This is a genomic window from Bradyrhizobium sp. AZCC 2289 (assembly GCF_036924615.1).
Classification (GTDB): domain Bacteria; phylum Pseudomonadota; class Alphaproteobacteria; order Rhizobiales; family Xanthobacteraceae; genus Bradyrhizobium.
Genome location: NZ_JAZHRY010000001.1, coordinates 9761199 through 9773903, shown reverse-complemented (window position 1 = coordinate 9773903; position 12705 = coordinate 9761199). Strand labels below are relative to the sequence as shown.

At 62.9% G+C, this 12705-nt stretch carries 9 protein-coding genes and 1 tRNA gene; 7 read left to right on the top strand and 3 right to left on the bottom strand.

Annotation, left to right across the window (positions count from 1 at the left end):
• The first annotated feature begins 34 nt into the window (after positions 1-34).
• The 4 genes from V1289_RS45930 to V1289_RS45915 all read left to right on the top strand — a co-directional run bounded on the left by V1289_RS45930 (position 35) and on the right by V1289_RS45915 (position 7358).
• Entirely contained in the window at positions 35-3163 is a 3129-nt protein-coding gene (locus tag V1289_RS45930) for an efflux RND transporter permease subunit (protein WP_334406166.1), read from the top strand.
• A complete protein-coding gene (locus V1289_RS45925; RefSeq protein ID WP_334406165.1) occupies positions 3163-6309 on the top strand; it encodes an efflux RND transporter permease subunit in 3147 nt (1048 codons plus the stop codon). Before V1289_RS45930 ends, V1289_RS45925 begins: the two co-directional genes overlap by 1 nt.
• A 72-nt stretch (positions 6310-6381) precedes the next feature.
• The gene (locus V1289_RS45920) at positions 6382-7113 is read left to right on the top strand and encodes a tRNA-uridine aminocarboxypropyltransferase (RefSeq protein ID WP_334406163.1); all 732 of its coding nucleotides are present in this window, start codon (positions 6382-6384) and stop codon (positions 7111-7113) included.
• 171 nt (positions 7114-7284) lie between these two features.
• A tRNA-Cys gene (locus tag V1289_RS45915) sits at positions 7285-7358 on the top strand.
• Positions 7359-7727: 369 nt separating this feature from the next.
• Here the strand turns inward: V1289_RS45915 and V1289_RS45910 are convergent.
• From V1289_RS45910 to V1289_RS45900, 3 genes are all read right to left on the bottom strand, one after another.
• Positions 7728-7874, bottom strand: coding sequence for a hypothetical protein (locus tag V1289_RS45910; protein WP_309176610.1), 147 nt, complete (start codon positions 7872-7874; stop codon positions 7728-7730).
• Complete coding sequence (locus V1289_RS45905; protein WP_334406160.1) at positions 7871-8146, bottom strand: hypothetical protein; 276 nt, start codon at positions 8144-8146, stop codon at positions 7871-7873. The genes V1289_RS45910 and V1289_RS45905 overlap by 4 nt, the downstream gene beginning before the upstream one ends.
• Before the next feature lie 1149 nt (positions 8147-9295).
• Positions 9296-9487 carry a hypothetical protein gene (locus tag V1289_RS45900; protein ID WP_334406158.1) on the bottom strand — a complete coding sequence of 64 codons (192 nt, stop codon included), beginning with the start codon at positions 9485-9487 and terminating at the stop codon, positions 9296-9298.
• A 253-nt stretch (positions 9488-9740) separates the two neighbouring features.
• Between V1289_RS45900 and V1289_RS45895 the strand changes: the two genes are divergently transcribed.
• The 3 genes from V1289_RS45895 to V1289_RS45885 all read left to right on the top strand — a co-directional run bounded on the left by V1289_RS45895 (position 9741) and on the right by V1289_RS45885 (position 12697).
• On the top strand, positions 9741-9986 hold the full coding sequence (locus tag V1289_RS45895) for a hypothetical protein (RefSeq protein ID WP_074276987.1): 246 nt from the start codon (positions 9741-9743) through the stop codon (positions 9984-9986).
• A gap of 192 nt (positions 9987-10178) precedes the next feature.
• Positions 10179-11093 (top strand): ABC transporter substrate-binding protein, encoded by a 915-nt coding sequence (locus V1289_RS45890; RefSeq protein ID WP_334406156.1) that lies wholly within the window; start codon positions 10179-10181, stop codon positions 11091-11093.
• Positions 11093-12697, top strand: a complete 1605-nt coding sequence (locus V1289_RS45885) for an amino acid ABC transporter permease/ATP-binding protein (RefSeq protein ID WP_334406155.1) — start codon at positions 11093-11095, stop codon at positions 12695-12697. The genes V1289_RS45890 and V1289_RS45885 overlap by 1 nt, the downstream gene beginning before the upstream one ends.
• Positions 12698-12705: the final 8 nt, after the last annotated feature.

Here is a 12705-nt window from a genome sequence, read left to right as displayed (position 1 = left end):
GACAATCTGACCCTGCAGCCATGAGTACGCAAACATGAGCGTCTCTGAACCGTTCATCCGCCGGCCGATCGCGACCTCGCTGCTGGGGATCGCGCTGTTGATCGGTGGCGCGCTCGGCTACTGGGCGTTGCCGGTGTCGGCGCTGCCGCAGGTCGATTTTCCGACCGTGCAGGTGACGACGCAATTGCCGGGCGCCAGCCCCGACGTAATTGCGTCGCTGATCACAGCACCGCTGGAGCGCCAGCTCGGACAGATACCGTCGCTGTCGACGATGCAGTCGACGAGTTCGTTCGGCGTCAGCCAGATTTCGCTGCAATTCGATCTCAACCGCGACATCGATGGCGCCACCCAGGACGTGCAGGCCGCGATCAATGCCGCTGCCGGAATCCTGCCGAGAACCCTGCCGTACCCGCCGACCTACGCCAAGGTGAATCCGGCGGATGCGCCGGTGCTGACACTGGCGCTGACGTCGGAGACGATTTCGCTGCGCACCATGAGCGATATCGCCGACACGATCCTGGGCCAGCGCCTCAGCCAGATTTCCGGCGTCGGCCGCGTCGCGATATTGGGCGGTCTGAAGCCCGCGGTGCGGGTGCAGGCCGACCTGGCGCGGCTCGCGGCCTACGGCATCGCGATGGAGGACCTTCGCAACGCCATCGCCGGCGCCAATGTGTCGGGACCGAAGGGCTCGCTCGACGGCGCGCAACAGGCCTACACCATTGCCGCCAACGACCAGATCGCGGCCGCCGAGGCCTACAAGCCGGTCATCATCGCCTATCGCAACGGCGCCCCCGTCACCATCGGCGATGTCGCCGTCATCGTCGACGGGCTGGAGAACGACCGCACCGGCGGCTGGTACCAGGGCACGCCGGCCGTGATCATCGATATCCAGCGGCAGCCGGGCGCCAATGTGATCGAGGTGGTCCGCCAGATCCTCGCCGAGATTCCCAAGGTGCAGCGCGCGATCCCGGCCGGCGTCAATCTGACCGTGGTCTCCGACCGCACCGTCACCATTCGCGCCTCCGTGCATGACGTGCAGTTCACGCTGATTCTCAGCGTGGTGCTGGTGACGCTGGTGGTGCTGTTGTTCCTGCGCTCGCTGCGCGCCACCCTGATCGCCGGCGTGGCGCTGCCGCTGTCGCTGATCACGAGCTTCGGCATCATGTATTTCTCGGGCTTCAGCCTCGACAATCTGTCGTTGATGGCGCTGACGATCGGCACCGGTTTCGTGGTCGACGACGCGATCGTGATGATCGAGAACATCGTGCGCCATATGGAAGGCGGCGAATCCGTCATGGAGGCCTCGCTCAAGGGCGCCAGTGAAATCGGCTTTACCGTGATCTCGCTGACGGTGTCGCTGATCGCGGTGTTCATCCCGCTGTTGTTCATGTCCGGGCTGGTCGGACGCATGTTCCGCGAATTCGCGCTGACCCTGACCATCGCGGTGGTGACCTCGGCGATCGTCTCGCTGACGCTGACACCGATGATGTGCTCGCGGCTGCTGAAGCATGTCGGCGAGGAGATGACGGTTCCCGGACTGGCGGCCGTCAGCCGCGGCATCGATCGCATGATCGCGTTCTACCATCGCACGCTGCTCGTGGTGCTCCGGCACCAGCGCATGACCTTGCTGGTGACGTTCGCCACCATTGCCGCGACCCTGCTGATGTATGTGATTGCGCCGAAGGGTTTCCTGCCGCTGCAGGATACCGCGTCCATCACCGCGGTGACCGAGGCCGGTCCCGACGTTTCCTTCGCGGAGATGCAAAGCCGGCAGATCACCGCCGCGGCCGCCATCCAGTCCGATCCCGACGTCATCGGCGTCGTTTCCGTGATCGGCGCGGGGTCGGTCAACCCGACCACCAATGTCGGCCGCCTGGTCATGACGCTGCGACCGAGGGGCGAGCGGCGCGACGATGTTTCGGCCGTGATCGCGCGGCTGAAGCAAAAGACGGCATCGATACCCGGCATGACCATCTATTTCCAGCCGGTGCAGGACGTGCAGATCTCGACCCAGTCCAGCCGCTCGCAATATCAGTATACGCTGACCGCGACCGACGCCGCCGAAGTGACGCTGTGGTCCAACAGACTGGTTGCCGAAATGCGCCGGGATCCGCTGTTCCGAGACGTCTCGTCGGAGGGCCAGGAGGGCGGCTTGCGCGCAGCGCTCGACATCAATCGCCAGCGCGCCGGGCAGCTTGGCGTCAACCTCCAGGGCGTCACCGACACCTTGAACGATGCGTTCGCGCAGCGGCAGATTTCGACCATCTACGGCCAAGCCAACCAGTATCGCGTGGTGCTGGAGGCGTTGCCGATGTACCAGCGCGACCCCAGCGTCCTGTCAAAGCTGTATCTGCCCGGTGCGGCCGGTGCCCAGGTGCCGCTGTCGGCGGTAGCGACCTTGACGCGGACCACCGCGCCGCTGGCAATTTCGCATCAGGCGCAGTTTCCGGCCGTCTCGCTCAGTTTCAATCTTGCGCCCGGCGAGTCATTGGGCGACGCGGTCGAAACCGTGAAGTCGATCGAGTCGCGGATCGGCATGCCCAGCAGCATCGTCGGCGTCTATGCCGGCGACGCGGCCGAGTTCTCGAAGTCGCTGGCCGGACAGCCGTGGCTGATTCTGGCGGCGATCGTCACCATCTATATCGTGCTCGGTGTGCTCTATGAGAGCTACATTCACCCGATCACCATTCTCTCGACGCTGCCATCGGCCGGCGTCGGCGCCATTCTCGCGTTGATGCTGTTCGGCCAGGATCTCTCGGTGATCGGCCTGATCGGCATTATTCTTCTGATGGGCATCGTCAAGAAGAACGCGATCATGATGATCGACTTCGCGCTCGAAGCCGAACGGCACAAGGGCATGTCCGCGACGGACGCAATCGTGCAGGCCTGCCTGCTGCGCTTCCGCCCGATCATGATGACGACGCTGGCCGCCTTGTTCGGCGCGCTGCCGCTGGCGGTCCAGAGCGGCACCGGCGCCGAGCTGCGCTTCCCGCTGGGAATTTCCATCATCGGCGGGTTGCTGCTGAGCCAGTTGCTGACGCTCTACACAACGCCTGTGATCTATCTGGCGCTCGATCGCATCAACCGCCGCATCGAGAAGGCGGTGCCCGAGCCGGGACCCCAGGGGCCGCCCGTGGCGGGAGCCACCGAGGGGATGCAGTAATGGCATCGATCTCGGAGCCCTTCATTCGCCGGCCGGTAGGCACCACGCTGCTGGCGATCGGGCTCTTTCTGGTCGGCATCGTCGCCTACATCTTCCTGCCGGTCTCGGCGGTTCCCAATGTCGATTTTCCGATGATCCGGGTGTCCGCGACGCGTCCGGGCGCGGACCCTTCGGTGATGGCGTCGACGGTCGCAGCCCCGCTGGAGCGGCGGCTTGGCCAGATCGCCGGCATCGACCAGATCACCTCGACAAGTTCGCTCGGTAACACCAGCATCCAGTTGCAATTCGGGATCGGCCGCAACATCGACCGCGCCGCGCGCGACGTGCAGGCCGCAATCAACGCCTCGCTGGCCGATCTGCCGAGCGATCTGCCGTCATTGCCGAAATTCCGCAAAGCCAACCCGGCGGCGGCGCCGGTTTTCGTGCTGGCGCTGACCTCGAAGACGCTGACGACAAGCGCGATGTATGACGCGGCCGACACCGTGATCGCGCAGCGCATCTCGCAGGTTCCGGGCGTCGGCGAAGTCACCGTCAGCGGCGCGGACCAGCCGGCGGTACGCATCGCGCTCAATCCGGTCGCGCTGTCGAATGCGGGGATCGCGACCGACGACGTCCGGCTCGCGATCATCAATGCCAATCCGCTGGGGCCGGTGGGCATCTTCAATGGCGGGCGCCAGAGCGAGACGCTGTCGATCAACAAGCAGATGCGCACGGCGGCCGAATTCCGCGACATCATCGTCAAGAGTTCGGGCGGCAATTTCGTGCGGCTTTCCGAAGTGGCGGAAGTGGAAGACGCGGTGCGCAACAGCCGCTCGATCGCCTGGTTCAACAGGCAGCCGGCGGTGCTGATCCAGATCACCAAGCAGGGCGACGCCAACGTCATCGAAACCGTCGACCGCGTCCGCGCCTTGATCCCCGAGCTGAAGGAATGGCTTCCCGGGGGCGTGGAGATCTCGACGCTGGTCGATCGCACCGGAACCATCCGCGCCAGCGTCCAGGACATGCAGCTGACGCTGCTGGCGACCGCGTTCCTGGTGATGGTCGTGGTGTTCGCCTTCCTGCGCCGGCTGACGCCGACGATTGCGGCCGGCGTCTCGGTGCCGCTGGCGCTGGCCGGCACCTGCGCCGGCATGTGGCTGGCCGGATTCTCGATCGACAATCTGTCGCTGATGGCGCTGGCGATCTCCGTCGGCTTCGTGGTCGACGACGCCATCGTGATGATCGAGAACATGTACCGCAACCTCGAGCACGGCATGGCGCCGTTTGCGGCGGCGCTGGAAGGCGCCAAGCAGATCGGCTTCACCGTGCTGTCGATCAGCCTGTCGCTGATCGCCGCCTTCACGCCGCTGATCTTCATGGACGGAATCGTCGGCCGGCTGTTGCGCGAATTCTCGCTGACCCTGACCTTTGCCATCGTGGTCTCGACCGTGGTGTCGCTCACGATCACGCCGATGATCTGCGCCCATTACATCAAGGAGGCGACCTCCGACCACGCGACCTGGTTCGACCGGGTTGTCGAGGGCACGTTGTCGCGCATCGTTGCGTTCTACGCGCGGACGCTGCGGGTGGTGCTGGGCTTTCCGTTGCTGACCCTGGTCGTGTTCTTTGCGACCATCGCGCTGACGGTGACGCTCTATATCAAGACCCCCAAGGGCTATTTCCCGGTCGACGACAGCGGTTTCGTGATCGGGGCGACACGCGCCTCCGCCGACATCTCGTTCCAGTCGATGCTGGGGCTGCAGCAGCAATTGGCCGACATCGTGATGGCCGATCCTGCGGTCGCCGGCGTCGGCTCCTCGCTCGGCAATGGCGGCGGCCCGGGCGGCAGCGGCTCCAACCGCGGCGTGATGTTCATCAGCCTGAAGCCGCCGGAGGAGCGGGCCGGGCTGTCGACCCAGCTCGTGATCGACCGCCTGCGCAAGAACCTGTTCATGGTTCCGGGGATCCGGCTTTTCATGTTCGCGGCGCAGGATATCCGGGCCGGCGGACGGCAAAGCGATTCCGACTATCAATATACGCTGTCGAGCACCGACCTCGATCTGTTGCAGAAATGGGCGCCGATCGTCAGCAAGCGGATGGAGACGGTCGACGGCATCACAGACGTTTCCTCTGACCGCGATCCCGGCGGGCTGCAGCTCAATCTGGTGATCGACCGCAACACCGCTTCAAGTCTCGGCGTACGCGTGCAGGATATCGACAACGCCTTGAACAACGCGTTCTCGCAGCGGCAGATTTCGATCGTCTATACCCAGCGCAACCAGTACATGGTGATCCTGGAGATCGACCCGAAATTCCAGAACGATCCATCCAACCTGGACCGTATCTACGTCGCCGGCGCCAACGACGTCCAGGTGCCGCTATCGGCCGTGGTTCACACCCTGCGCGGCCTGTCGGCGCTGGCGGTGTTTCATTCGCAATCGTTTCCATCGACCACGGTGTCGTTCAACCTGTTGCCCGACGTGCCGCTGGAGGTCGCGACGTCGAATATCCAGCGCGCGGTCGAAGAGCTGCATATGCCCGAAGGTATTCGCGGCAGCTTTGACGGCAACGCCGGCGATTTCAACAAATCCAGCGGCAACATGCCGCTGCTGATCCTCGGCGCACTGGTGGCAATGTATATCGTGCTCGGGGTGCTCTATGAGAGCCTGGCCCATCCCCTGACCATCATCTCGACACTGCCGTCGGCCGGCCTTGGCGCGCTGCTGGCGCTGCAGGTGACCAACACACCGCTGACCATCATCGCCTTCGTCGGCATCATCCTCTTGATCGGCATCGTCAAGAAAAACGGCATCATGATCGTGGATTTTGCGCTCGACGCCGAGCGCCACCGCAATCTGTCGTCGGCGGACGCCATTTTCGAGGCCTGCAGCGCCCGGTTCCGGCCGATCCTGATGACGACCATGGCCGCCCTGTTCGCGGGCATTCCGCTGGCGATCGCCACCGGCCCAGGCACCGAACTGCGCCGGCCGCTCGGCATCACCATCATCGGCGGCTTGTTCGTCTCGCAGATCCTGACGCTGTACACGACGCCCGTGATTTACCTGCTGATCGACCGGCTGCGGCAAATGCCATGGCGGGAAAGGCTGAGCTGGATAATGTGGCTACTGCGCTGGCTGAACTTCTTCACAGGTGCGGTCACCCGCTAGTTATGGCCTAGCTAGACCTAGTTTTCAGCGTGTGATGTTGCTGCCTATCCTCGTGGGGCGTATAGCGGGCGGATGTCAAAACAACCCGAATCCAAGGCTGGGACCGCCGAAGAGGTGGTGCCGGAGTGCCCAGATTGCGGCAAGCCGCTGCCGCTGTGCATCTGCGACAGCATTGAGCCGATCGAGAGCCGCATTTCGCTGCTGATCCTGCAGCATCCGCAGGAGCAGGACAGGGCGCTCGGCACCGCCCGGCTGACCGCGCTCCATTTCAAGGATGCGGTCGTCAAGATCGGCTTGTCCTGGCCCAGCCTGTCCAAGGCGCTGGGACGGCCGGTGCACGACCCCTCGCGTTGGGCCGTGCTCTATCTCGGCTCGGCCAAGGTCAGCGAACTCGAGACCGACCGCGATATCGTCGCCATCAACCGCAAGGGCGAAGTCGAGCCCAACCAGCGCGCCATTCTCGGCGATATCGAGGGCATCGTGCTGCTGGATGGCACCTGGAGCCAGGCCAAGGCGCTGTGGTGGCGCAATGCGTGGATGCTGAAGTGCCAGCGGGTGATTCTCGGCCCCGAGCGCCCGTCGCGCTACGGCAAGCTCCGCAAGGAGCCGCGCCGCGACGGCCTGTCGACCATCGAGGCGGCGGGCATGCTGCTGGCCGGGCTGGAGAAGCGGCCGGATATCGCGGACACGCTGAACGTCAGTTTTGAGCGGCTACTGGCGAGGTACCTGGACGTGCAGGCCGAAATGCCGGAACTGGCGCCGAAACCGAAGAAGAAGGATTACCGGCGCCGCAAGCGGGCCTGATCAAAGCGTTTTCGAGCGAAAGCCTCCCCCGGACTTTATCCGGGGTGGACACCGGTTCGTGTCAAGAAAACGCGTCAAATTCAAATACGGAACGAGCCTTAGGTCCTGACCCAAGGCTCGGTCAATTGGTTGCCTATCTGGGAGAGGCCGTATATGAGTGCGCCCCGATGGGGCCACGTGGCGGAGTGGTTACGCAACGGTCTGCAAAACCGTGTACACCAGTTCAATTCTGGTCGTGGCCTCCAACAATTTCAAATACTTAGGCCCTGGCCTTAAATCGATTGCCACCGGACTGCCACCGGCGGGGTAGCAAATCCATTCTTATTCCGTGCCGCGTACCTTGGCGAACGTCGCTTCCATGATATCGGCCGCTCGGCTGTCGGTGTTCGAGAACATATGCCTGTAAACCTTCAGGGTGATCGCTGGTGAGGCGTGCCCGATTCGGCGCAAGCACAGGAGCCATAAAGCCGCAGGACATGATGGCCACGCGGCATTGAGTCCAGAAGCCCGCCGGATCACGCCCGGCGGGCTTTAACGTCCACCCATCACATTCCAGATGATCACCAGCGCGACGATCAGCAGCATGGCGAAGATTGTGCGCCGGTCGATGTGGTTCACTCCAGAACCTCGTATTCGAACGCCACGCCCTCGGGGTCATTCTCCTGCAGCCACGTTTCCGCGGCGTCATCGCTTGCAAAGACTTTCAGGTGATCTTTGTCGCCAACCTGCTTTCTGGTGTCGACGTAAATCCAGACCGTCATTGCTGATCTCGTTTCAGCTTCCGGCGCCCCCAATGGGGATCCTTCCGTGATGCATTGAACTCCCGAACGTAATGCCGGTTCAATGCCTTCATGAAGCCAATGCGAGCCAGCATCGTCGGTCTATTACGGTCAACTGTCAGCATGAGTTCGGAGATTGCAGTCTGCCATTCCGGCTCGGCGGCTTCCTTCTTCGGCAGCTCGGTGATGCAGGTCGCGGCATCCTCGAGTGTGACGAGATGCCCGCCGCCGGGCAGGGGTGATCGGATCGTCAAACCGGCGTTGCCAGCCCAACTCACTCACGCCGTAGCCTTGTCTTCTTTGTCCGCGCCACGCACAACGATCTTGAGCATTTCGTCGAGTAACGGCCGCCGCAGCGGAATGCCGAAGCGACTCTACTTCTGGACGACGCTTCGGCTTTGTTCTCGAATGAGCGCGTTGTATCGGTCGATCTGGCCGGCAAGTCTCGACCAGCTAGATGCGAGATTTCTCAGAACCTGGGCTTGCGCTTCACTGTGCGCCAGGCCCATTAAGCGAACACATTCGGCCGACTGCTCTCGACAATGCTGCGGGCTATCCATGAATTAAATCCCTCATCCGCGATGCCAATATTCAAAAAGTCAATATTTCAACCAACGACGCCCAGGGGATAAGCCCCGCGGACGGTATATCATTAGGGGTACCCCTAAGCCCTTGCCGGGTAGGCTATACGGGGAACGCGCTGCGGCAAATTCACGGCGAGGTGAAGAACAAGATTTGGGCACCGCGAAATTCAGCTTGGGGGACTGGGGCTTAAAATGCGGACACCATCTGTTCGCCACAGGAGAACAAACAGCGGCACGGTCAAACATCTTTTACCTTAGACTTGGTCCCGCGGCTTTTAGACCAATTGGCGCAGGACAAAACGACACAGAGCCCTAGACACGGCGGGCAGCATCGGATCGTCGAAAGGCCTCGACCACGGCACTAGCGATAGCCCATCGCCGCGACGGGCGACTTGTTCCTGTGAAAGTCCGGCCGGACGTCGGCGCCTCTCTTGCCACAGGCCTTACATGCGAAGATCGGTCTGCGCTGATCGCGATCGAATGGCTGCAACGATAGTCCGCGCAACAGACCAGCAGCCGGTGAGGGCCCGATGACCGCATTTCCCCAAGGGTGATTTTCTGTTGGCGCTGTACTTTCACCGCGGCCACCGTGATTGCCACCGGACCGCTTAGTGTAATGCGTAATCAGGTGGTACGAAGGACCGGGGTGGGGGCTCAAGAGCCCGACAAAATCATACTCTATTGGATTGTATGGGACGGTATGGGCTGGGACCGACCAAGTAGAACTGCAAAACCGTGTACACCAGTTCAATTCTGGTCGTGGCCTCCATCCACATAATCAAAGGCTTGCGCCTGACATATGAGAGGTAGCCTCCGGCCTCAGCAGGCGGCGTACCAACCGGTGGGAAACGGAACCAGCGGCCAGGGCGACCGATTGTCGTTGGCGGCGCGCGGCGGTTTGTTGAGCGGCAGGCCGAGGGGCGAGGTCTGAGGCAAAAAATCCTCCTCCGGTACGGGCGCAATGGCCGTTTTCACGGCATCCAGCAAAAGGTCGAATTCAACTTCACTCATCGCGCTCTCCGGGTTCGAGAGCGCATCGTCTCAAAACTGTTTTGTTTCCGGATTGAACCGATCGATCGAATTTTATCGATGAGGCCATCACGGCGAATATGGTTACCGAAGGCTTGATTTCCCGGGGCGGAACCTAGACCGGGGCCGCCAAAACCAAATGTGAGAGAAATCACATTTGGAAAAATCTATTTCACGTAATTGCCCCGATGACACCGGCGCGACCTTGGCGCCGACCGAAACGGGAGAGACAGTTATGAACGCCAGTTTCACACGATTTGCGGTCCGCGCCAATCCAGCCTTCGCGCTCGCGCTCTTGCTGACGCTCTTCGCGGCCGGCTCGGCGCATGCGATCGGCACGCCCGAACAGCGCAAGGCCTGCACGCCGGATGTCTATCGCCTCTGCCCTGGCGAAATCCCGAACGTGCGTGCCATCACCGCCTGCCTGCGCCGGCAGAAGGCCAGTCTCAGCGAGGCATGCCGGGCGTATTTTGAGCAGTGAGGCCATGCTGCGCGGCTAATTGGATCCAGGAAAACCCGTCCACATCTTGTGCAGCGCTGCCCAAATCTCAGGCTCGCCTGATCCAATTTTTTGTACGCCCCCGGACAAGCTTTCCCCCGTCCGCTCCCCGTAGCCTTTCTTCGAGCTTTGGAACATGGCAGGCGCCATGACAACGTCGAAGGAGCTGGCAACATGCGTAAATGGCTGTTTGGGGATGCACGGCGCGCGTCACTTCCGTGGCGCAGGGCTGTTCTTGCTAAGGTTGTCTTTGGGGCGATCGTCGCCGCGGGATTTCTGGCACCTGTTGGCGCACAGGCGGCGCCCGCCGCCTGCGCGGCGCTAGCGGAGAAATATCCGGACTGGAAAGGCAGGACGCTGGTCAATGCGATCAACCCGCATACGCCCGGCTATGAAGCGATCGATCCCAAGGATCCCAACAAATATATCGGCTTCGACATCGATCTCGGCGAGGAGATCGGCGAATGCCTCGGCTTCAAGGTGACCTACAAGGCCGTGACGTTTGCGGCGTTGCTGACGACGCTGGCGAGCGGCCAGGCCGACATCGTGATCTCAGACATCTACGCCACCGAGGAACGCGCCAAGGCGGGCGACTTCATCACCTACTCAAAGGTGTTCGACGGCGTGCTGGTCGCGAAGGGGAATCCGAAGAAGATCACCGGCATCAACACCACGATGTGCGGCGCGGCGGCAGCCGAAAACACTGGCTTCGTCGAAGTGCCGCTGGTGCAGGCGCTGATCCCGACCTGTAAGGCCGAAGGCAAGCCGGAGCCGACGCTGCAGCTCTATGACAACAACGCCAACTGCATCCAGGCGATCCTGGCCGGTCGCGCCGACACCTACGTCAACGACGTCAACACCGTCGATAACGCGGTCAAGGCCAACCCGGACAAGCTCGAGAAGGCGATTGCGGTGACGATCCCGTACTCGGTCGGCATCGCCGTGCCCAAGGATAAGCCAAAATTCCGCGAAGCCGTCATGGCCGTGATGATGGAGATCTACAAGTCGGGCGATCAGGCCGCGCTGCTCAAGAAGTGGGAGCTCGATCCCAATAACCTCAAGGAACCGGGCCTCCTGACGGTCAATTGATGTCGTTGTTCCTGCACTATCTCAGTCTGCCGTATCTGCTCGAGGGCATCGCCGTCACGCTTCAGGTGACCGCCCTGGGGCTCGGCGGCGGACTGATCTTGGGCCTGATCCTGGCCTGGATGCAGCTCAGCCGGTTCTGGTGGCTATCGGCAATCGCGCGAGGCTACACCGTGATCTTCCGCGGCACGCCGTTGATCCTGCAGATGGTGTTCGCCTATGACGCTCTGCCGCATATTGGCATCAAGCTGCCGGCGATCGCCGCCGCAGGTCTCGCGCTGGCCTGCAACGAGGCGCCGTTCATCGCCGAAATGCTGCGGGCCGGCGTGCTCGGCGTCGATCGCGGGCAGGTGCTGGCGGGGCAGGCGCTCGGCATGACGCCGGCGGTGCTGATGCGGCGGGTGATCGCGCCGCAAGCGATCCGCACCATGATTCCCGCATTTGGCAATGAATCGGTCAGCGCGCTGAAGAACTCTTCGCTGGCCTCCGTGATCGCGGTGCAGGAATTGACGTTGCGCAGCACGCAGCTGGCGTCCTCCACCTTCGATTTCTTCTCGATCTTTTTCGCCTCCGGCCTGCTTTATCTGGTGCTGACCGGGGCCGTCAGCGTCATCCAGCTGTTCCTGGAATGGCTGCTCGATCTCGATCGCAGCAAGCCGGAGCGGCGGTTGGCCGACTATCTGCCATGGCGGCGCGTCGACCTGAAAATCGATCTGGTCGAAAAGACCGCGCCGCCGCTCGACGCCGATCCGGTGGTGCCGCCGCCGAGGGCGCTGACCCGCGAAGAGCGCACCAAACGCGCCGTCACCATCGCGCGCAACAATATCGCCGTCGACGTCAAGGATTTGCGCAAGGACTACGGCGCGCAGACCGTGCTGGATGGCCTCGACCTGACGGTCCGCATCGGCGAGGTGGTGGCGCTGCTGGGTCCGAGCGGCTCGGGCAAGAGCACGTTGCTCCGCTGCATCAATCATCTGGAGAGCTGGGATTCCGGAACCGTACGCGTCGGCGGCCGCCGTCTCGGCTTTCGCGACGACGGCAGGCCGCTGTCGCCGCGCGACATCGCCAATGAGCGTGCCAGCGTCGGCGTCGGGATGGTGTTCCAGCAGTTCAATCTGTTTGGTCATCTGACCGCCCGGGAGAACGTTGCCGGGCCGCTGCGCTGGGTGCACGGTATGACCAGGGTCGACGCCGACCGCCGCGCCAACGAACTGCTCGACCGGGTCGGCCTCAGCCACCGCGCCGACGCGCTGCCGCGGCATCTCTCCGGCGGGCAGCAGCAGCGCGTCGCCATCGCGCGCGCTCTGGCGCCGAACCCGAGCGTGCTGCTGCTGGACGAGCCGACTTCGGCGCTCGATCCCGAACTCGTCAACGAGGTGCTGGAGGTGATCCGGCGGCTCGCGGTCGACGACGGCCTGACCATGATCATCTCAACACATCAGGTCCGCTTTGCCGACGAAGTCGCTGACCGCGTTGCATTTCTCAGTGGCGGCGCGATCCTGGAGGAGGGCCCGGCGCACGAGGTTCTCTCCAATCCGCGTAACCCACTGACCGCGCGCTTTCTCAGCGTGATGGAATCCGACAAGGCGCCGGAGGCGGTGCGATGACACGCCCT

Coding starts and splice junctions, on each gene's coding strand:
- V1289_RS45900 (WP_334406158.1), bottom strand. CDS start 9,487: ATGAGTGAAGTTGAATTCGACCTTTTGCTGGATGCCGTGAAAACGGCC.
- V1289_RS45920 (WP_334406163.1), top strand. CDS start 6,382: ATGTCAAAACAACCCGAATCCAAGGCTGGGACCGCCGAAGAGGTGGTG.
- V1289_RS45895 (WP_074276987.1), top strand. CDS start 9,741: ATGAACGCCAGTTTCACACGATTTGCGGTCCGCGCCAATCCAGCCTTC.
- V1289_RS45930 (WP_334406166.1), top strand. CDS start 35: ATGAGCGTCTCTGAACCGTTCATCCGCCGGCCGATCGCGACCTCGCTG.
- V1289_RS45910 (WP_309176610.1), bottom strand. CDS start 7,874: ATGACGGTCTGGATTTACGTCGACACCAGAAAGCAGGTTGGCGACAAA.
- V1289_RS45890 (WP_334406156.1), top strand. CDS start 10,179: ATGCGTAAATGGCTGTTTGGGGATGCACGGCGCGCGTCACTTCCGTGG.
- V1289_RS45925 (WP_334406165.1), top strand. CDS start 3,163: ATGGCATCGATCTCGGAGCCCTTCATTCGCCGGCCGGTAGGCACCACG.
- V1289_RS45885 (WP_334406155.1), top strand. CDS start 11,093: ATGTCGTTGTTCCTGCACTATCTCAGTCTGCCGTATCTGCTCGAGGGC.